Origin of the sequence: Streptomyces virginiae (assembly GCF_041432505.1) — a bacterium.
Taxonomy (GTDB): domain Bacteria; phylum Actinomycetota; class Actinomycetes; order Streptomycetales; family Streptomycetaceae; genus Streptomyces; species Streptomyces virginiae_A.
The window spans coordinates 8,007,786-8,027,288 of sequence record NZ_CP107871.1 but is presented as its reverse complement, the minus strand read 5'-3'; the positions used below and the strand labels follow the sequence as shown (position 1 = coordinate 8,027,288).

Genomic DNA, 19,503 nt, shown 5'->3' with positions numbered 1-19,503 from the left:
GGTGGCCTCAGGAGGCCGAAGCGGGTGCGGGTGGCCCGAGCAGGGCCCGGGTGACCTCGGGCGCATGGGTGGCGAAGGGGCCGAGGTCGGTGGCGCGCGGGTAGGCGGGATGGTCCCGGTAGGTGGCGAGCCGGTCCAGCGCGCGCAGGCCGTAGTACGCGGACGGTTCCGCCGCCGTGGCGCGTACGGGGTGGGCGGTTCCCGCCGCGACCGCCGGGAGGATCCGCTCGAACAGGGCGTGGCAGGCGCGGATGCCACGGAGCATGACCTGGTGGTAGCGGTCCTCCGGCCCGATGGGGAACCGGTGCTCGGCCAGGACGGGACCGGTGTCGATGCCGGCGTCGACCTCGTGGGCGGTGGCGCCGTACTCCGTGTCGCCGTTCAGCAGGGCGAACAGGACGGCCACGGACGGTAGTCCGCGATGCCGTGGCAGCAGCCCGTTGTGGATGTTGACGATGCGCAGGCCCTCGGCCCGGAGCAGGGGTTCGCGAAAGATCTGCCGGTTGTTGAGGGACCACACGATGCCGTCGGTGCCGGCCCGGGAGAGCGTGTCGGCGTGGGCGTTGACGTCGGCCGCCGCGAGGTGGGGCGCGTCGGCGGCCGCCGCGTCCGACGGGTCGGCGGAGCAGACCAGGTCCACCGGGTGGCCGTGGGTGGCCGCGTGGGTGACGGCGCGGCGGAGCAGGGCTCCTTCTCCGACGAAGATCATGCCGATGCCTCCTCGCGGGCGGCGGTCAGCTGCTCGCAGACCTGCCCGAGCGTCAGGTCCCGTACGAGGCAGTCGAGCCGGCCGGTGAACTGTCGGGCCTGATCGGGGGTGAGCAGGTCCGAGGAGACGGCGGTGAGCATCTCGACGAGGGCCAGGGAATCCCCGCCGAGGGCGTGGAAGTCCGAGTCCGGCGAGAGCAGTTCGCCGTCGACTCCGAGGACCTCCGCCCAGTGGTGCCTGACCCGCGCGTCCAAGGTGACGGGCCCGACGACGGTCGCGGAGTCCGCCGCGGCCGGCGCGGACGTGGCGAAGGGATCGGGGAAGGCGGCCAGATCGGTCTTGCCGCTGACCGTGCTGGGCAGTGCGTCGATCACGACGACATGGACGGGGACGAGGTACGCGGGGAGCGTCCGGGCCAGTTCGGCCCGCAGTGCGCTGCCCAGGTCCCCGCCCGCCTCGGGATCACCGGGGTGGGCCGGCAGTACGTACGCGCAGAGCACGGCCGTCGTGGAGTGCGGGCGGCGGCGGGGCACGACGACGGCGCGGTGGACGGTCGGGTGGGCTTCGAGGGCTGCGACGACCTCGGCGGGATCGACGCGATGCCCGGCGATCTTCACCTGCTCGTCGATGCGCCCGGCGAACTCGACCGATCCGTCGGCCAGTCGGCGTCCGAGATCACCGGTGCGGTAGGCGCGGAGGCCGTCGGCGCCACTCGTGAAGGGCGAGGGGCGGCCGTCGGGCGGGCCGAGGTAGCCACGGGCCACCTGGGTACCTCGGACGACGATCTCGCCGGTGCGGCCGGTGTCGCCCGGTCCGTTGCCGATGGTCTCGCCGTCCTCGGTGACGAGGTCGACCCGGGCGTACGGGCCGGGCCGGCCGATCGGGACGGTGGCGCCGCTCTCCGCCCCGTCCACGGTGTGGGCGAGGACGGCGACGGTCGCCTCGGTGGGCCCGTAGGCGTTGATCACACGGCAGTCGGCTCCGAACGCGGCGTGCGCGGACCGTACGGCGGTGGGGGTGAGGGCTTCGCCGCCCAGCAGCAGGGTGCGCAGGCGTGGCGTGGGGCCGCCGCCCGCGGCGCCGAGCAGGGCGAGGTGGGAGGGCGTGAGCGCGAGGGTGTCCGCGCGCTGCCCGGCGACGAGGTCGCGCAGGGTGGCGGGTGAGGGCGGGCCGGGGGCGAGGACGACCGTGCCGCCGGCCGTCAGCGGCAGGAAGAGGGGGAAGCACGAGATGTCGAAGGCGTAGGAGGAGGCGAACCCGAAGCGCGTGCGATCGGTGACGTGGCAGACCTCGGTCATCCAGCGGACGAATCCCATGAGGCTGCCGTGCTCGATCTGCACCCCCTTGGGGCGGCCGGTGGAACCGGAGGTGTGGATGACGTACGCGAGCTCCCCGGGCCGCACGTCCGTCGCGATGTCCGCCTCGGCGGCCGGGCCGTCGAGCAGGTCCTCGACGGCGAGCAGGGTCCCGGGCACGAACGGGGCGAGATCCTCGGCCAGGTGTCGTCGGGTCAGGCAGATGCCGGCGGCGGATCCCTGGAGGATCTCCCTGATCCGTGCGCCTGGGTGGCCGGGGTCGAGCGGCACGTAGGCGGCGCCCGCCTTGAGGATGCCCCAGAGGGCGGCCACTCCGGCGGGTGTGCGGTCGACGACCAGTCCCACCAGGTCCTCGCGTCCCACGCCGCGGCTGCGGAGCCCGGCCGCGACGGCGTCGGAGCGTCGATCGAGTGCGGCGTACGTGACCACGCCCTCGGGTCCGTCGATCGCGGGCGCGTCGGGGGTGCGGGCGGCCTGGGCGCGGAAGGCGTCCACGACGGTGAGTTCGGGGACCTCCGGGTCCGGACCATCGGCCGGATCGGGCACGGCCGCAGCGGGGTGCGCGGTCCGTGGTGCGGGGCCCGTGGCCACGGCGTCCTCGGAGGCGAGGCCGGCCAGGATCGTGTCCAGCAGCCGCCCGGCGCGGGCGTCGAGGTCCGGGCCCGAGCCACGGACGCCGAGGGTGATCTCGGTCGCCGTGCCGGTCTCGGCAGCCACCAGGGAGAGCGGAACCATGGGGGCGTGCACCGGCAGTGCGTAGGCCGTGGACGCCGTGAAGCCGCCGCCGGAGAAGTCCGCCAGGTCCAGGCGGCCGAGGTGGGAGACGACGGCCGAGGCGAGGTGCCGGTCGGTACGTGACGCCACGGCCTGGGCGGTGCGCAGCAGGGCGGCGGTCACGGGCCGGGGCAGCGGCGCGAGGGCCGTTTCGAATCCGGCGGCGAGTTCGCCGTTCCCGGCCAGGGCGGTCAGCAGGAGGGTGTGCGCGGCCGTCCAGTCCGCCCCGGGGCGGAGGTCCAGGAAGAGCGGCAGGCTGAGGTTGCCGGTGGCCGCGATCCCGGGGCGGTGGCGGCGCAGGTCGACGGGGACCATGACACGGGTGTCGAGCCGGGTGGCGTCGGCCAGGGCCTGGGCGAGGCGGGCGGTGAGCGCGGCACGACGGCCGGGCAGGGTGCGGCGCAGCCACAGCGTCCGGAGCGGGTGGCCGCCGCCGTCGGCCGAGCCGAGCGGGGAGCGCCGGGGAGGCGCCGGCGTGGGCCGCGTGCGGGTGCTGCCGAGCCGGCGCAGCAGTCCGGCGTCGGTGTCCGGGTCGAGGGCGGGTCGGGCGGGCTCGCCGCGCAGGGCCCGGAAGACCTCCCGCACCCAGGTCAGGGCGCCGTGGCCGTCCATCAGGGCGTGCGAGGCGCTGAAGACGAGGGTGGTGGTCCCCTTCGGGTCCCCGCCGTGCGCGCCGTCCCCGCCGGCCGCGCCGTGCGCGCCGGGCACGATCAGTACCTCGCAGCCCGGCGGCTCCGTTCGACGCGACGGCCCGGCGGGCAACTCGACCGTCCCGGGTGCCGAGTCGGTGTACGCCCCGGCGCGCGGTACGTCGTACCGCACCTGCGGCGGCGGCCCCCCGACGGTCCACATCGCGCCGGCCCGTACGAGCCGTGATCCCGGGCAGGATTCGGCGGCCCGTGCCACGGCCTCCCGGAGCGCCTGGGCGTCGGGTATGCCCTCGCCCTCGACGACGATGCGCAGGGCCATGGCCCCGCGGGCGTCCCCGGCGGCGAGGTAGAGGCGTTCGGTGGGCGACACCGGACGCCGGTAGCGGGCGTTCGCACCGGTACGCGCATCGGTGTCGGTACCGGCACCGACCTGATGGGATGTCATGACGTGGTGTTCCCTTGTTCGGTGTGGCCGGGGCCGGGGCGGGCCGATACGGCGGCCTCGGTGGGGGCGGCCGGGCCGGCGGTCCAGGCGGCCACGCCGCCCACCTCCGTCACCCACTCCCCCAGTGCGCGCAGCCCGTCGGCCTGGGTGCGCGGAGCGGCGTAGCCGAGGTCCCGGCGGGCGGCGGAGGTGTCGTACGTCGCCGAGCGGGTCAGCAGCGCCATCATGTAGCGGCTCATGGGCGGGCTCGCGTCCGGGCCCGCGTCGGGACCCCTGCCGGCGGACCGGTGGCGCAGGTTCCAGCTCGTCTCGACGGCCGCGGCCAGCCCGCGGCCGAGGAGGAGCGGGATGCGCGGGGCGGGCGGCGGGCAGTCGAAGAGGGCTCCGACCCGCGCCAGGAAGGGCCACAGGTCCGTCTCCTCGCGGTCCGCGACGAAGTAGGCCTTGCCGCCGATCCGCCCGGCGGGCGCGTGCACGGCCCGCAGGCAGGCGTCCACCGCGTTGTCGACGTGGCAGAGCGAGACCAGCACCTGTTTGCCGCCGGACAGGTCGGGCAGTCGGCCCACGCGCAGGGCGTCGACCATGCGCGGCAGGAATCCGGCGTGGTCGCGCGGCCCCCAGATGCCGCGCGGGCGCAGGGCACAGGTGGTGAACCCCGGCCCGTCGGCCGCCCGTACGTGCTGTTCGGCGATCGCCTTCGTCTCGCAGTAGAGGTTGAACCACCGCCTCGGGTACGGGGTGCTCTCGTCGATGCCGAGACGGTCGCCCTCCCGTATCCGCATCAACGCGCTCGGGCTGGAGACGAACACGAACCGCCGCGCGCCCGCCGACCGTGCCGCCGCCAGCAGCCGCTGCGTGCCGGTGACGTTGGCGGCCTCGAACTGGGCGCGGCTGCCGTGGTCGACGACCCGTGCCGCGCTGTGCAGGACGGCTTCGCAGCCCTCGGCCGCCCGCCCGAGCGAACCCTCGTCGGTGAGGTCGCCGGTGACGACCTCGACGCCGGGCAGGGAGCCCAGGCGTACGGCGGCACGGCCGGGGCGGACCAGGGCGCGGACCTGATGGCCCTGGCTCAGGGCACCGTCGACGAGGTGCCCGCCCAGGAATCCGGATGCTCCGGTGACCAGGATCTTCACAGCGTCCGCCACCAGGTCGCGCCGTAGAGCATGGTGTTGCGGACCACCGAGCCGGTCCCGTGGCCGGCCTCCCGACCGCGCGGCAGCGCGAGGGGGATCTGCGCGGCGTGCACGCCGATGCTGAGGAAGGCGTCGGCCCACCACAGCCACCGCAGCACGGGAACGTCGGGTACTCCCGCGGCCGCGGCCCACGCCGCCCCGCCCACGAGGTACGCCCATCCGGCGATCGGCACGATCCGGGCCGCGCGCCGCCCGGTGGACGACGAGGGCCGGGCCTGCTGTCGCTCGGCCCAGCGGGCGAGCTCCTCACGGCCGATCTTGGCGTTGTGCCGGATGTCCACCGGGAATCCGGGGTGGCGCAGGAACTCCCGCAGGCCGGTGGTCGCGGCCTGTGCCTCGGCCATGGTGCCCAACTCGGCTACCAGCCGCGTCCAGGCGGCTTCGTCGAGCTCGGCCCCGTCCGGTCCGGTCTCGGTCTCCACGCAGACGACGGGCCGTTGGGCGCCGGCCGGCCCGATGCCGACCAGGGCGGAGCGCCGGACCAGCGGATGGGCGTTGAAGACTCCCTCGCAGCGCACGGTGTGCAGGTCCCGGTGGCCGGTGCGGACCCGCTGCGCCGCGCGCCCGCAGAACCACAGGCGTCCTTCGGCGTCGAGGTGGCCCAGGTCTCCGGTCCGGTGCCAGACGAGGGGCTCCGCACCACCGGGGCGTTCCTCGATCGCCTTGTGCGCGGCGTCCGACGCGGGTGCGCGGTGGTAGCGCGGGCTGACGGAGTCGCCCTGGACCAGGATCTCGCCGACGCGTCCGGCGGGCAGGCCGGCCGCGGGGTCGAACCGGGTGAGCGGGCCGTCGGTGACGGGGGCGATGGCCACCCGGGTACCGGGGACGGGCCGGCCGACACAGGTCCCTTCGCCCGCTGCGGCTCCGGCAGCGGTCCCGGCCCCCGTTGCGGCCGCGTCACCGGTCGCGGTGCCGCCGTCCGGGTGGGCGGTGTCGAGGTCGTCGTCGCCGAGGATCTCGGCCGCCTCGATCGAGGAGATCGGCAGTACCTCGGTGGCCCCGTACGTCACATGGATGCGCGCCTTCTCGTCGAGGACGGAGCGCAGGGCGGCCACGACCGCGTCGGGCACCGGGGCCCCGCCGGAGACGACGCAGCGCAGTTCGGGCAGCGGGTGGCGGCCGCGGGCGGCGCCGGTGAGGTGTCCGGCCAGGTTCCGCAGCAGGGCGGGCGAGGCGAACATGGTGGTGACGCGGAATTGTTCCAGTGCGGCGACGAGCAGGGCGGGATCCGCCTGGGCCACCCGGGCGGGCGCCAGCGGCGCGAGGACCAGGGTGGATCCGTAGACCAGGTCGAGCACCCCGTAGAAGGGCAGGGTGACCAGCGAGACGTCGTCGCGGGTGCGGCCGTGGACGGCTTCTATCCGACGGGCGATGGACAGCGCCATGCGGTGGGTGTATTCGACGCCCTTGGCGGGGCCCGTGCTTCCGGTGGTGAAGCCGATCATCAGCAGGTCGTCCCCGCCGGTCGGCGCCGCCGTGTCCGCGGGCCTGTCGGTCGCGGGGGCGGTGCGCAGCGCGGCCAGGGTGTGGCCGCGGCCGAGCCGGCGCCGCCCCAGGGTGACGGGCACCCGTACGCCGGCGAAGGTACGGCGGCCCAGGACGCGTACGAGGTGGGCGAGGGGCGGCCCGATGAAGGCCTCGGCGCCCACGGCCCGGTAGCAGTGCAGCATGCGCCGGATGCCCATGCCGGGATCGACGACGACGGGCACCGCCCCGACCCGGAACAGCGCGAAGCAGAGGGCGAACAGCTCCGGCCCGGGTGGGGCCATCAGCACCGTGCGCGTGCCGCGGGTGATCCCGGCGTGCAGGAATCCACGGGACAGTTCCTCGACCGTGTCCTGCAACTCGCCGTAGGTGAGGGTGCTGTAGCCGCCGGAGCCGCGGCCGTCGGGGTGGACGACGGCCGGCTTCTCGGGAAAGGCGCGGGCGTTGCGCTCGAGCCATCCGGCCAGGCCGTCCAACAGGGTGGCGGATCCTTCCACGGCCGGGTCTTCGACGAACCTCGTCTGCGGCACGGGGCTCACCGCCCCTCGGGCCGGTAGAGGGCGCACGCCGCGCTCGGGCCGGCGCCGACCGACACGAACAGGAACTGGTCGTGGTCGTGGTCGTGGTCGTCGTGACGGACGCCGTCCGTCGCCGTGAGGTAGCCGAGGACCGGCGCCGCGGTGTGCGGCTCTCCTTGGGCCCCGACGCCGTCGGCGGTCGTGGCCGGGCCGATCACCAACGTCCGGTCGAGGTCGATGTCGAACTCCCGCGCGTAGTCGGCGGCGGCCCGCGCCGCGAACTCGGCCAGCCGCTCCGCGTGGTCCGACTCACGTCGGACGGTGATCGCGGTCCGGCCCTGCCGGCCCATGGTGGCGGTGTCGAGGTAGCCCTCGACGTCGGTGGGCCGGTCGGCGGTGTAGTGCCGGACCGGTCCGAATCCGGCGTCGGGGTCGGCGCTGCGCTCCAGCAGGAGGGCGCCGGCCAGGTCCGCGTACGGGTAGTCGACGTCGTCCCGCGCGTCGCCGCCGGGATGCACGTCGGCGGCCGTGATCAGCAGCCGTTCGGTGCTTCCCGTGTCCAGCAGGGCCTGGCCCACCTGGACGGCGTTGAGCACGCCGCACGCTCCGTTCATCAGGTCGAAGGAGAAGCCCGCGGCCGGCTCGGGGTCGGCGATGTAGTCGAGGTTGATGCCGACCTCCTTCTGGACCAGGGCCGCCATGGCCGGTTCGAAGGTGTTGTGTTCGCGGTAGACGCCGACGTTGATGAGGGTGCCGATCGAGGAAGCCGGCACCTGGGCCCGCGCCAGGGCGCCGCGGGCGGCACGGCCGGCGAGGTCCACGACGGAGGCCGGGGCGGACCTGTCGGGAAGTGCGGTCGCGGCCGCGGTGATGATCATGCCCATGGCTCACACCCCCACGTTCGTGAGCGTCGCGGACAGGGCACCGGTGACCACGCCGGAGGCGGCCGGCACCAGCAGGTACGTGGCTCCGGGGCGGGCGTCGCCCGCCCTGAGGTGTTCGCACAGCGTCAGGAAGTGCGAGGTCGTGGCGGTGTTTCCGTACCGCTCCACGACGGAGAGCGAGTCGGGCATGGGCGTGCCGAACTCCGCCTCGGCCGTCTGGTTGGCGTAGTCGATGAACCGGGTGCCGACCTGGTGCTGGATGATGTGGTCGAACTCCTCGGCGGCGAACGTCCGCCCGCGCTTGGCCAGGAAGTCCTCGTGGAAGCGGGGCCACAGCTTGAGCCGGTCGCGGTTGTGCATCTTCTTGTTGTCCGTGTAGAGGGAGATGCCCGGGGTGCGGTCGCTGGGCATGCCCATGCACAGGTGGGAGTACTCGGAGCAGGTCATGAGCTCGATGTAGTGGATGCGGTCGGCGGCGTCGACGGAGACGTCCAGGACGACCGCGGCCGCCGAGTCGCCGACGGACAGCGAGGCGAACTGCGGGTCGTAGGAGTCGGTCATCTCGCGTGCGGCGGTCTGCGCGACGCGGGTCGCCTGCTCGCCGCTGACGACGAGCCCGCGCCGCACGGCACCGGAGCGGATCATCCGGTCGAGCAGCCACACGCCGGTCATCATTCCGGCGCAGGCGTTGGAGACGTCGAAGTGGATGGCGGAGCGGGCGCCCAGCTCCCCGGCCAGCATCGCGGCGAAGGACGGCTCGAAGGTGAAGCGGCTGCCGTCCTTGAAGCGGGTGATCGACGCGGAGATGACGATGTCCAGGTCGGCGGCTTCGTAGCGGGAGGACCGCAGCGCGTCCCGGGCGGCGGCCAGGGCCATCCCGAACGAGTCCTCGCCGGCGTCCGGTTCGGGGTCGTACACGCGTCGCTCGGTGATCCCGGTGATCTTCTCGATGTCCACGTCCCCCAGCCCCGGGACCAGGGCGGCGAGTTGAGGCGTGGTCTGGACTGTTGCCGGAAGGCAGAGGCCTAAGGCTTCTATTCGGCTGTGTGCGGTGGCGGTGCTCATGTGTGTCGCTCTCCGTGGCGGTCCGCCGCGGGCATGGGAGTGCCAGGGCGGTGGTTGACAGAGGGATTCAAGGGGTGTCCGGGGAATAACGGACAGTCAAGTTACCGTAGCGTACGGAGATGTCGACGGTGTGACAGGGCTTCGCAAATGCGGAACATACGGTCGAATATCGGCCACCGGCCACTGCTCGCCGCCGCCGCGACACCGAGCAGAATCCGCCCTTCCGCCTCTCTTCGCGGCACTCGCGCGCTCGAAAACCTGTCCGGAACCACTCGGTCCACCTGATGGACCGCGATCGGCTCGGGCCTGGGGCCCCCGTCGGACCGGCCAAACTGGTGATCGATTTCCGGCCGCCGGGTGGGTATGATCGCCGGCAGCAAGGCCGTAGCGCAGAGGTCGTCGCGCCCACGCATCGAGCTGGAGGACGTCGGTTCGAATCCGACCGGTCTTGCGTCTTCTTCTGCAGTTCTCTCGTCAACGTCGTGATGGACGCCGGGCACCGGCGCAGGAAACCGGTGGAGTGGTGATGACACAGCCGACACCCGTACGGTGCCCCGCGATCGAGCACCCCGACCTGCCACCGGCCGACCCGGCGCGCCTCGACCCGCTGCTGGCCCGGCTCGCGGCGGACCGGCCCGTCGAGACCGACGAGACCTTCCCGCTCGGCACCCTGCGCGCCGACGGCCGCCTCGACCTGTGCAAGCAAGGGCTCGGCCCGGCGGGCGCTGCCCGTCTGCTGCCGGCCGCCACCGCCTCCGCCCACGCCAGGCACCTGCTGCTCGGCACCAACGCCATCGGCGACGCGGGCGCCGGCACCTTGGCCGAGGCGCTCGCGGCCGGCCACGGGCTGCACACCCTCTACCTCGGCTGCAACCGGATCGGCCCCGACGGGGTGGGCTCCCTCGCCGGCGCCCTCGGCGAGGACACGACCGTCCGCGCCCTGTGGCTCAAGCGCAACCCGCTCTTCGCGGACGGCGCCCGCACCCTGGCCGCGCTGCTGCGCCGCAACACCGTCCTGCGCACCCTCGACCTGGTCAACACCGGGATCGGCGCCGAAGGCGTCCACCTGCTGCTCGACGCCCTGCTGGAGCGCGAACAGCCCCTGGAACGGCTCTTCCTCGGCGGCAACGGCCTCGGTCCCGACGCCGCCCCGCTGCTGGCCGCCCTGATCCGGGAGGCCGGGGTGCGCGAGCTGTACGTCCCCGCCAACCACCTCGGCGACGAGGGCGTCACGACCCTCGCGGCGGCCGCCGCCGACTCCGCCCACCCGGTCCGCCTCGGGCTCGGCGGCAACGGCATCGGCGCCGCCGGAGCGCGTGCGCTGGCCGCCTCCCTCGGCGGCATCGAGGTGCTCGACCTCGGCCGGACCCTGTCCGAGCGCAGCCTCGGGGCCCCCGGCAACCACCCCGGCGACGAAGGGGCGTACGCCTTGGCCGCGGCTCTCCCCGGCAGCCCCCTGCGCCGACTGGAGCTGCGCCACACCGGCCTCACCGGGCGCGGCGCGAAGAGCCTGCTCGCGGCGGTGCCCGCGGACAGCGCCCTGGAGTACGTCGGCCTGGGCCCCGGCCTGCCCCGCCGGGTGAAGCGCTCCTTCACCGAGCGACTGCGTCCCGCCCGCGCGGCGCACCCGGACGTACGCGCCATCGGCAGCGTGTACCGGTGAGCCCGGCCGACGCCGAACTGTCCGGCGATTTCCGGCAGGAGGACGGCCCGGCGTGGCAGCGGATCCGCCGCTACGCGGTGCCCGGCTGGATGATCGAGCAGGCCACCGCGCACCGGCTGGCCGGCGACTGGCGGGCGGCCTGCGCGGTCGCCGCCGTGGACGTCGACTTCGAGCTGTCCGAGGTCGAGGCCCGATACGGCGCGGGCGTCGCCGAGGCCGTGGCGGAGGACCTGCCGCACCTCGCCCCCGACCTGCTGCGCTGGCACCTGCCCCGGCTCCTGGGCGGCCGCACCACCATCGCCCCCGACCTACGGATCGTGCTCGCCTCCTACGGCGGCCCGGGAGGGCCGGCCCTGTCGGTCACCACGCCCGTCATGACCGAGGGCTCGCAGCGGCTGCGCCTGCACTGCGCGCCCGTCGTCACCGAGCGGAACAAGTACACGGGACGCGGCTTCGCCCCGGAACACTGGACCTCCATGCGGCCGTTCTGGGACGCCCGCCACGCCCCTGAGCTCGGCGCGCGCTTCGCCGACCCCGACGGCCTCGCCGAGCGGATCGCACAGCTGCGAGCCGCCGGGGACACGGTCGGCGCGTACGAGGCCGCGGGCATCCTGTGCGACCTGACGGTCCCCCCGGTGCAGCGGTACCAACGCCCGGCGGACCCGGAGGCACTCTTCGCGCGGCTGCCCGCCGACCTCACCCGGATCGCGCCGGAGGTGACGCGGCTCGCGGCGGCCGGTTCCGGCGACCGGTACCGGCTCACGGTCGACTGGCCCTACTCGGCCGTGCTGGAGCACACCGGCCCGGACGCGCTCCGGGCCCGTATCGTTACGCAGGCCGAAGCGGCCTCCCTCCCGGCCCTGCCCCGGTACGCCTGGCAACGGCTGCCCGATCTCGAACTGGTACGGACCGGCCGGATCTCCCCCGGCGAGCTGCACCCGCTGGTGACCGACGCGCTGTTCCCGGACGCCGGCCCGGCGGCGGGACCGCCCGGCCCCCGCACGGACGGCCGGCCGGTACGGGTGCGCTGTCGCGGCGGGTGGCACGAGGTGCGCTCGCGAGGCGGCGTACTCGACCTGCCGCACACCCCGGAGGAGCAGCAACGGGAGCGCGCGATGCGGGCGTTCGGCGGTGCGGTCTCGGGGTGCTTCGCCGTACAGCAGTCCTGGACCACGGGCGAGGGGCGGCTGCCGCGCGGCCTCCGGGCGGAGCGGCAGGCGTTCTTCCTGCGCGTCCAGCACGGCGACACCCCCGCCGTGGTGGCGCTGTTGGACGCGGGTGTGGACCCCCGGATCCGGGACGGCCGCCATCGCGGGCTGCTGCACGCGCTCCACCTGCTCGACCACGAGGTACTGCTGCCGCGGCTGCTGGCGGCCGGTCTCGACCTGGAGGCGCGGGACAAGGCGTATCGCACCCCGCTCCTGTCCGCGGTGCACTGGGGTGGTTCGGCGGACCTGGTCAGGGCTCTGCTGGCGGCCGGCTCCCGCATCGACGTCATGGACGAGATGGACCTCTCCGTGTCCCAGGAGATCCGACGCTACAAGCGAACCGACCTCACCTTCCTCCGGGACCGTGTCGACCAGGAGTTCCCCGAGATCGGCGCCGACTGGTTCGACGAGCACATGGAGTACTGGGAGAACGAGGACGAGGACGAGGACGGAGACGACGAAGAGGAAAAGGGCGAAGGCGGAGAGGGGGACGACGCGTGAGTGCCACCCGATCGCGGCCCACCCGGGCACTGGCCGCCGCCGACGCCCTGGGTGCCCGGCTGGACGCCACCCGCACCGAGCCCGCCACCAACCCCCAACTGGAGGCACTCGCACTGGCCGTGACGGCCAATCAGCCCGTCCTCCTGTGGGGTGAGCCGGGCATCGGAAAGTCCGCCGGCATGCAGCGGCTCGCCACCGCGCTCGGCGTGCCGCTGGAGACCGTCATCGCCAGCGTCCACGAGCCCTCCGACTTCGCCGGACTGCCCATCGTCGGCGAGGACCCGGCCACCACGGGTGTCCCGATGGCGCCGCCGGACTGGGCGGTACGCCTCGCTCGCACCGGCCACGGCCTGCTGTTCTTCGACGAGTTGTCCTCCGCCCCGCCGGCCGTGCAGGCAGCCCTGCTGCGCGTGGTCCTGGAACGCCGGGTCGGCAGCCTGGAGCTGCCGGCCGCGGTACGGATCGTCGCCGCGGCCAATCCGCCCGCCAGCGCCGCGGACGGCTGGCACCTCAGCCCACCGCTCGCGAACCGCTTCGTCCACCTCGACTGGACGCACAACCCGCGCACCGTGGCCCGCGGCATGGCCGGCACCTGGCCCGAGGTGGCGATCCCGGACGTCGACCCCGCCAAGGCGTCCGGTGCGGTCGCCCGCGCCCGCGGTGCCGTCTCCGGCTTCCTGACCGCGCGGCCGGGTCTGGTCCACCACATGCCGTCCGAGGCCGCCGGGCGGGGCCGCGGCTGGCCGTCCCCGCGCACCTGGGAGATGGCCCTGCGGCTGCTGGCCACGGGGTACGCGGCCTCGTCGGGCCGGGAGGCGCTGGCCGCCGCCCTCACCGGGGCCGTGGGCGAGGCCGCCGGGATCGAGCTGCTCTCGTACCTCGAACACCTCGACCTGCCCGACCCGGACAGGGTCCTGGCCGACCCGGACGCCTTCGCCCTGCCCGAGCGCGGTGACCGGCAGCTGGCCTTCCTCATCGCCGTGGTCGCGGCCGTGCAGAGCGATCTCACCCGACCCCGTTGGGAAGCGGCCTGGGCGGTCCTCTCCAAGGCCGTGGACGCGGGCGTGCCCGACGTCGCCGCCCGCGCCGCCGCCGACCTCGCCGCCATGCGCGACCTCGACTGGCCGGTGCCCGCCGGCATCGACGCCTTCGTGGAACTGCTCCAGTTGTCCGGCTCGCTGCCGGGCGGCGGCTGAGCCCGGTCAGCCGTGCGCCCGGAGCTGGACCGCGCGAAGCTGCTGGCGGCCCGCTACAAGGCCGCCGAGACCCGTCCGTACCTCGCTTCCGCGCTGTACGCCCTGACGGTGGTCCCCTCGGCCGAGGTGCGCACCATGGGCGTCGACCGGTTCTGGCGCTGCTACGTCTCGCCCGCCTTCGTCGAGGCGACCCCGGTCGTCGAGTTGGCCGGGGTGTGGATCCACGAGGTGGCGCACCTGCTGCGCGACCACCACGGCCGGGCCGAGCGGCTGCCCGCCGCGGACCAGCGCGACGCGGTCCGGGTCAACATCGCCCAGGACTGCGAGATCAACGACGACCTGCTGGCCGACGGGCTGGTCCTGCCCGAGGGCCGGATGGAGCCCCGGCTCTACGGCCTGCCCACGGGCGGCCTGTTCGAGGCCTACCTGCCGGCGATCCCGCCGACGCCCCGCGGCCCCGACTGCGGTTCCGGCGCGCACGGCATCCCCACGCCCTGGGAGCTGGGCGAGGACGGCGGCCCCGCCCGGGTCGGCCCGGTGGAGGCGGAGGCGCTGCGCCGGCAGACCGCCGAGGCCGTACGGGCCCACCAGCGCACCCGGGGCCGGATCCCCGCGGGTTGGGCCCTGTGGGCCGAGGAACTCCTGGAGCCCACCGTCGACTGGCGCCAGGCGCTGGCGGGTGCGGTCCGCGAGGCGGCCGCCTGGGCGGCCGGCGCCGTGGACTACACCTACCGCCGTCCCTCGCGCCGCACGCCCGCGCTCGGCGGCCGGGTGGTGCTGCCCAGTCTGCGCAGGCCGCTGCCGCGGGTGGCCGTCGTCATCGACACCTCGGGATCGATGGGCCCCGACGACCTCGCGGCCGCCCTCGCCGAAGTCACCGGCGTCCTGCGGGAGGTGGGCGTCGGCGGCAACCGGATCGCCGTCCTCGCGTGCGATGCCGACGTGCACGCGGTGACGCGGGTACGCAGCGCCGGCGAGGTGACCCTGGCCGGTGGCGGTGGCACGGACATGCGGGTCGGTATCGACGCGGCCCTGGCCCTGCCCGACCGCCCGAACGTGGTGGTCGTGCTGACCGACGGACACACGCCGTGGCCGCAGGAGACACCGTCCTGCCGGCTGATCGCCGCTCTGGTCGGCGACGCCCCGCCGGCGCCCCCGCCCTGGGTGGAGACCGTACGCGTCACGCCGACCACCTGAACCCGGCACGGACATCGCCGGCAACGGCGCCGGTCCACCCCTGCGTTGCGCCCCTCGTCAACGCCCTTGGGCACGCCTGATGTTGCCGGATCGGCAGCGCGGGCCCGGTCCTTGACGGCACATTCCGTCACCCTCTGTGTTTAGCGGCGCGGAATTCGGTAACAAGATGTAGTGACAGGCAGTCAATCCTCGACGAAAGGCAGGACCATGAACCTCGTCACCGTGCTCATCCTCGTCGCGGTCCTCGCACTTGTCGGTCTTCTGATCGCGGCTCCCAGCGCCACCGTGCGGCGCAACCCCTTCCCGGGCCGCCGACAGCGGGCCGACCACCGGCGCTCCGACGCGCCCCGGTCGACCCGGGTACCCGGCCAGCGGGGCATCCAGCACCACGCGCCCTGACCCCGGGAGCGACCACGGCCGCAGACCCCGCCGTCAGGCCGGCGGCGGGGGCGGGCCCTGCGTGAGGATCCGGGCCGCGGCGAACTCCTCGCGGGACGCCTGCTCGGCCAGCTCCAGGTAGCCGTACGCGTCGTCGCCGACCGGGATCCGCAGTGGTGTGGGGTCCTGGGTCGCGACGATGGCGAGGACCCGCGCGGCGAAGTCCTCGGGGCGCCCGGTCTCCGGGTTCTCCGCGAGACCGCGGGCGCCTTCGAGCATCTCGCGGTTGGTCGCGTCGTAGGCCGGAATCCGGTGGTGGGCCTCGGTCATGGACGTGCCGTAGCGCGTGGCGAACATCCCCGGCTCCACCACCGTGACGCGGATGTTGTGCGGGGCGGCCTCGACGGCCAGCGCCTGGCTCATGCCCTCCAGCGCGTGTTTCCCGGCGACGTAGGCCGCCAGGCCCGGAAAGGCGATCCGGCCGACGATGGAGGAGATGTTGACGATGTGGCCGTGGCCCTGGGACCGCATCAGCGGCAGGACGAGCCGGGTGAGCCGCCAGGGGCCGACGACCAGGGTCTCCAACTGGTCGCGCAGCTCGGCGTCCGACACCTCCTCGACGGCACCGAACAGTCCGATGCCCGCGTTGTTGACGAGGACGTCGACACCGCCGAGACGGTCCACGGCGCTGCGCACGGCCTCCTCGCAGGAGGCGGCGTCCCGCAGTTCGAGCGGGATCGGGACGATGCGGCCGGGCCAGGCGGCGGCGAGGTCCTCCAGGTCCGCGGTCTTGCGGGCGGTGACCGCCAGTGAGTCCCCGGCCCGGGCGGCGGCCGTGGCCAGCGCCTGCCCGAGGCCGGAGGAGCATCCCGTGACCAGCCAGCGTCGTCCCATCGTTCCCCCGAGGCGAGTGAGTTGTTCCGGACTGTGGTGGTGACGGTCATGGTCGTGGGGCGGCGGCCCTCGGTCATCCCCTCCTGCGGGGGCGTGCGGAGGCGCGCGGGCGCATCCACGGGCGCGTACGGCACGTCCTGCCCGGGCGGCGCCGGGACGGACGCGGCCGGCAGGCCGGCCACCGGCGGGTGAGGTACTTCACCGTGGGGGACGCCCCGGACCAGGGTCGGCGTTGCTAGATTGTCCGGCGGCCGGTCCACGGCCCCGGACGAGATGCGCCGTACCCGGTTACGCACGACGACGCGCGAGGTACTGACACGAGCAGTGCCGTCCGCTGTCCGCACCCGGGCAGCGTCCTCGTCGAGCAAGATGGGCCGAACAGCATGACCGTGCCACTCACCCGCAGCCTGTACCGGACGACCGCGCACGCCGCGGGGGGACGTACCGGATCCGTCCGTACGGACGACGGACGTCTGGACGTCCGCCTCGCCCCGCCGCGCAAGAAGGTTCCCGGTACCACCAATCCCGAGCAGCTGTTCGCGGCCGGGTTCGCCGCGTGCTTCACCTCCGCGCTCGCGGAGGTCGCCGCCGAGTTCGGGGCGGACGCCTCCGCCGCCCGCGTGGCCTGCGAGGTCCAGCTCGGCACCACGGACACGCCCGCGGGCTACGGCCTCGCGGTGACGCTCACCGTCGGCCTGCCCGGGTGGCGAGCGGCGGACCTCCAGCCGCTGCTGCACCGGGCGGACGCGGTCTGCCCGTACTCGCAGGCCGTACGTGGGAACGTACCGCTGACGCTGCTGGCCGTGGACGAACCCGCCGCCGATGACCGCGCCTGAGCCCCGCCGCACCGGGCCGGCCGGGCACGTCCCGGGCGGGACGGGCGTCCCCGTGCCCGAGCGCGGCGCCTGGCTGCGGCGCGGCATCAGCCGCGACGGCGGACCTCTGATCGAGGACCGCGAAGTGGTGTGGCTGCAGGCCGGGTCGTTCTACGCCGACAGCCGGGGCTTCGCCGGTACGACGTCCTTCGACGGCTCCCGGACGCGCTTCCACCACCTCACCGGTGAGCCCGGCGAAGACACCGGCACCTTCCGGTGGGACGGTACGAACCTCGTCGAGCGGGGCACCAACCCGGACGGCAGCACCTTCCTGGAGATCTGGACCCCGCTGCCGGGCGCCGACGGCGCCTGCGGCTCCTGGTCCGGCCCGGACCACCACGTGGTGCGCGTCGGCCGCCACGTGGTGCACGTCGATTCCCACGCCGGTACGTACTGGCGCCTGTGACCCCCTCGCGAGGCCCGCGGGAGCCGGCGGCGGACCGTCAGGGCAGCAGCCCCGCCGGGAGGTACTCCTCGTACGACGAGGACGGCCGGCCGGTGACCTGGCGGACCAGGTCCTCCAGGGGATCGACGGCCTCCTGCGGCGCGGGCGCGCCGAGGCGGGCGGCGACGTCCTTGCGGAGGGTCGGGAGCTGGGCGTAGAGGCGGTCGCCGGGGCAGGAGGTGGCGTTGAAGTCGCGGTGACCGTAGATCTCCGACGCGGGCAGGCCGTACTGGTCGCAGATGTGGGCGCACAGGTCGGCCAGCGCCGCGTACTGCGCCGCCGGCGGGGCCTCCGACATGTACGTGCCCTCGTTCTCGATGCCGATGGACACCGTGTTCTGGCCGACGCAGTGCGCCGCCCGCACCTGGCGGGAGCCGGTGCGGAGCTCCGCCAGGCTCTGGTGGCGCCCTTCCAGCACGAAGGCCCCGCGGCTGACGGTGAAGTGCTGGCCCGTGTCGATCCAGCCCTGCGCGTCCATGTGGTAGGTCTGGATCGCGCGGGCGAGGGCGTAGGCGCGCTGCTTCGAGTAGTCCGTCACGTTCGCCGTCGCGGTGTGGTGGACGATGATCCGCTCCGGGCGGTTGGCCAGGACGACGACGGGTTCGGACGCCGCGCGCGCACCCCAGGTGGCGCAGCCGATGATGTCCGGGGTGGCGGCGGCGTACGCCCGCCCCGCCGCGGCGAGCGGCAGTGCCGCGGCGGTGGCCAGGGCGAAGGCTCCCGTGAGGAGCGAACGGCGGGAGTACGGCGCCGCGGCGCGCGCCGACGGCTGGTGCAGTGCGGAGAAGGTCATGCGGCGCCATTGAAGGCGACTCCCCCCGCGCCGGCGTTGCCGACACACCGCGTGACCCCCGGGAGTGTCCCCGACCGGCCGCGCCCGGGCGGCTCACCGGCCGAGGCTCGGTGGTGTCTCCTCCCCGTCGGTCCACCAGACGCCCAGCCGTTGGCGGGTCAGGAGCCAGCCGCCCCCGGGAGTCCGGCGGAATTCCCAGTCGTAGGGGCCGCCCATGGAGGTGGGCGACGTGCTTCCGTCGCCGCCCGTCACGGCGACGAACCACATGTACCCGACGCCCGTGGCCCGGTCCCCCTCCACGTGGAAGTCCATGTTCAGGATGTGGTGTTGCATGTGCGGGAAGTGCGCCTCCGCCTGCTCCACCTTCGCCCGGACCGCCTCCCTCCCGTGGATCTCCCCCCATGGCTCGAACTCCAGCGACGCGTCCTCGGCCCAGCACTCGATCCAGGCCCGCCAGTCCTTGCGGTCCAGCGCCCGCCAGCCGCGGATCATGAGCCGCCGCAGTGCTTCCTTGTCCTCCAGGACCCGCAGTCGGCGCAGCAGGTCCTCGTACGGTCCGGCGGTCACTGCGCGCTCGCGGCGGGGCGTACGACGATCTCGTTGACGTCGACCTCGGCCGGCTGGGCGACCGCGTAGGCGATGGCTCCGGCGATGGCGGACGCCGGCAGCGCCACGGCGCGATAGGCCTTCATGGCCTCCCGCGCGGCGGGATCGGAGATGCCTTCGGCCAGCTCGGATTCGGTCACGCCCGGCGAGACCAGGGTGACGCGGACGGTGCCGTCCGACTCCTGGCGCAGCCCCTCGGATATCGCGCGGACGGCGTACTTGGTGGCGCAGTAGACGGCCGCGGTGGGCGACACCTCGTACGCGCCGACGGAGGCGACGTTCACGAAGTGCCCGCCGCCCTGGGCCCGCATCAGGGGCAGCGCGGCGGCGATCCCGTGCAGCACTCCTCGCACGTTCACGTCGATCATCCGGTCCCACTCGTCGACCTTCAGCGCGTCGAGCGGCGAGAGCGGCATCACCCCGGCGTTGTTGACCAGCACGTCCACCCGGCCGTACCGGTCGCGGGCGGCGGCCACGAAGGCCCGTACATCGGCGGCGTCGGTGACGTCCAGTCGCCGGAACGCCGCGGTACCGCCCGCCTCGTCGATCTCCCGGCCGAGCGCGTCGAGCCGATCGGTGCGCCGCGCGCCCAGGAACAACCGGTGTCCGTCGGCGGCGAGCCGCCGGGCCGTCGCCTCCCCGATCCCGCTGCTCGCTCCCGTGATGGCCACGACCTTGGCTTCGTTCCTCATACCTGCCCTACTCCTC

At 74.4% G+C, this 19,503-nt stretch carries 17 protein-coding genes, 1 pseudogene and 1 riboswitch; of the genes and pseudogenes, 8 read left to right on the top strand and 10 right to left on the bottom strand.

All coding sequences use genetic code 11. The annotated features are described in order from the left end of the window. Nucleotides 1-7: 7 nt before the first annotated feature. Genes OG624_RS37070 through OG624_RS37045 form a run of 6 tightly spaced genes read right to left on the bottom strand, consistent with a single transcriptional unit; the run spans nt 8 to nt 9,039 of the window. On the bottom strand, nt 8-709 hold the full coding sequence (locus OG624_RS37070) for a formyltransferase family protein (protein ID WP_266354327.1): 702 nt from the start codon (nt 707-709) through the stop codon (nt 8-10). After that, nucleotides 706-3,894 carry a non-ribosomal peptide synthetase gene (locus OG624_RS37065; RefSeq protein ID WP_371640442.1) on the bottom strand — a complete coding sequence of 1,063 codons (3,189 nt, stop codon included), beginning with the start codon at nt 3,892-3,894 and terminating at the stop codon, nt 706-708. Before OG624_RS37065 ends, OG624_RS37070 begins: the two co-directional genes overlap by 4 nt. Next, entirely contained in the window at nt 3,891-5,039 is a 1,149-nt protein-coding gene (locus OG624_RS37060; RefSeq protein WP_326749821.1) for an NAD-dependent epimerase/dehydratase family protein, read from the bottom strand. Before OG624_RS37060 ends, OG624_RS37065 begins: the two co-directional genes overlap by 4 nt. Further along, nucleotides 5,024-7,102, bottom strand: a complete 2,079-nt coding sequence (locus tag OG624_RS37055; protein WP_371640441.1) for a fatty acid CoA ligase family protein — start codon at nt 7,100-7,102, stop codon at nt 5,024-5,026. The genes OG624_RS37060 and OG624_RS37055 overlap by 16 nt, the downstream gene beginning before the upstream one ends. 5 nt (nt 7,103-7,107) lie before the next feature. Then, entirely contained in the window at nt 7,108-7,974 is an 867-nt protein-coding gene (locus OG624_RS37050) for a hypothetical protein (RefSeq protein ID WP_371640440.1), read from the bottom strand. 3 nt (nt 7,975-7,977) lie between these two features. Then, nucleotides 7,978-9,039, bottom strand: coding sequence for a 3-oxoacyl-ACP synthase III family protein (locus tag OG624_RS37045; RefSeq protein ID WP_033216105.1), 1,062 nt, complete (start codon nt 9,037-9,039; stop codon nt 7,978-7,980). Between the two features lie 378 nt (nt 9,040-9,417). On the opposite strand from OG624_RS37045, the pseudogene OG624_RS37040 reads away from it, so the two are divergent. The 6 genes and pseudogenes from OG624_RS37040 (at nt 9,418) to OG624_RS37015 (ending at nt 15,203) form a co-directional block, all read left to right on the top strand. Further along, nucleotides 9,418-9,490 (top strand): annotated as a pseudogene (locus tag OG624_RS37040). Nucleotides 9,491-9,565: 75 nt separating this feature from the next. Beyond that, nucleotides 9,566-10,702 carry a gala protein gene (locus OG624_RS37035; RefSeq protein ID WP_371640439.1) on the top strand — a complete coding sequence of 379 codons (1,137 nt, stop codon included), beginning with the start codon at nt 9,566-9,568 and terminating at the stop codon, nt 10,700-10,702. Next, complete coding sequence (locus OG624_RS37030; protein ID WP_371640438.1) at nt 10,699-12,411, top strand: ankyrin repeat domain-containing protein; 1,713 nt, start codon at nt 10,699-10,701, stop codon at nt 12,409-12,411. The genes OG624_RS37035 and OG624_RS37030 overlap by 4 nt, the downstream gene beginning before the upstream one ends. Beyond that, on the top strand, nt 12,408-13,607 hold the full coding sequence (locus OG624_RS37025; RefSeq protein WP_371640437.1) for an AAA family ATPase: 1,200 nt from the start codon (nt 12,408-12,410) through the stop codon (nt 13,605-13,607). The genes OG624_RS37030 and OG624_RS37025 overlap by 4 nt, the downstream gene beginning before the upstream one ends. Before the next feature lie 12 nt (nt 13,608-13,619). After that, nucleotides 13,620-14,804 (top strand): vWA domain-containing protein, encoded by a 1,185-nt coding sequence (locus OG624_RS37020; protein ID WP_371589409.1) that lies wholly within the window; start codon nt 13,620-13,622, stop codon nt 14,802-14,804. 207 nt (nt 14,805-15,011) lie between these two features. Continuing rightward, nucleotides 15,012-15,203, top strand: a complete 192-nt coding sequence (locus tag OG624_RS37015) for a hypothetical protein (protein ID WP_161293768.1) — start codon at nt 15,012-15,014, stop codon at nt 15,201-15,203. A 33-nt stretch (nt 15,204-15,236) separates the two neighbouring features. Here OG624_RS37015 and OG624_RS37010 read toward each other — a convergent pair whose 3' ends face one another. Further along, entirely contained in the window at nt 15,237-16,076 is an 840-nt protein-coding gene (locus tag OG624_RS37010) for an SDR family oxidoreductase (RefSeq protein WP_051762980.1), read from the bottom strand. 244 nt (nt 16,077-16,320) lie between these two features. Further along, nucleotides 16,321-16,383, top strand: a riboswitch (guanidine-III (ykkC-III) riboswitch). A 76-nt stretch (nt 16,384-16,459) separates the two neighbouring features. Here OG624_RS37010 and OG624_RS37005 point away from each other — a divergent pair. Both OG624_RS37005 and OG624_RS37000 read left to right on the top strand, forming a co-directional pair. Continuing rightward, nucleotides 16,460-16,912, top strand: coding sequence for an Ohr family peroxiredoxin (locus OG624_RS37005; RefSeq protein ID WP_033216097.1), 453 nt, complete (start codon nt 16,460-16,462; stop codon nt 16,910-16,912). Further along, a complete protein-coding gene (locus OG624_RS37000; RefSeq protein ID WP_371640436.1) occupies nt 16,899-17,357 on the top strand; it encodes a hypothetical protein in 459 nt (152 codons plus the stop codon). Before OG624_RS37005 ends, OG624_RS37000 begins: the two co-directional genes overlap by 14 nt. Before the next feature lie 37 nt (nt 17,358-17,394). On the opposite strand, the gene OG624_RS36995 is transcribed toward OG624_RS37000, so the two are convergent. From OG624_RS36995 to OG624_RS36985, 3 genes are all read right to left on the bottom strand, one after another. Further along, the gene (locus OG624_RS36995) at nt 17,395-18,189 is read right to left on the bottom strand and encodes a peptidoglycan recognition protein family protein (RefSeq protein WP_161293774.1); all 795 of its coding nucleotides are present in this window, start codon (nt 18,187-18,189) and stop codon (nt 17,395-17,397) included. 93 nt (nt 18,190-18,282) lie between these two features. Continuing rightward, complete coding sequence (locus OG624_RS36990) at nt 18,283-18,756, bottom strand: nuclear transport factor 2 family protein (RefSeq protein WP_326749812.1); 474 nt, start codon at nt 18,754-18,756, stop codon at nt 18,283-18,285. Continuing rightward, nucleotides 18,753-19,487: an SDR family oxidoreductase gene (locus tag OG624_RS36985; protein ID WP_033216090.1), complete on the bottom strand. Its 735-nt coding sequence runs from the start codon at nt 19,485-19,487 to the stop codon at nt 18,753-18,755. Before OG624_RS36985 ends, OG624_RS36990 begins: the two co-directional genes overlap by 4 nt. Nucleotides 19,488-19,503 lie beyond the last annotated feature (16 nt).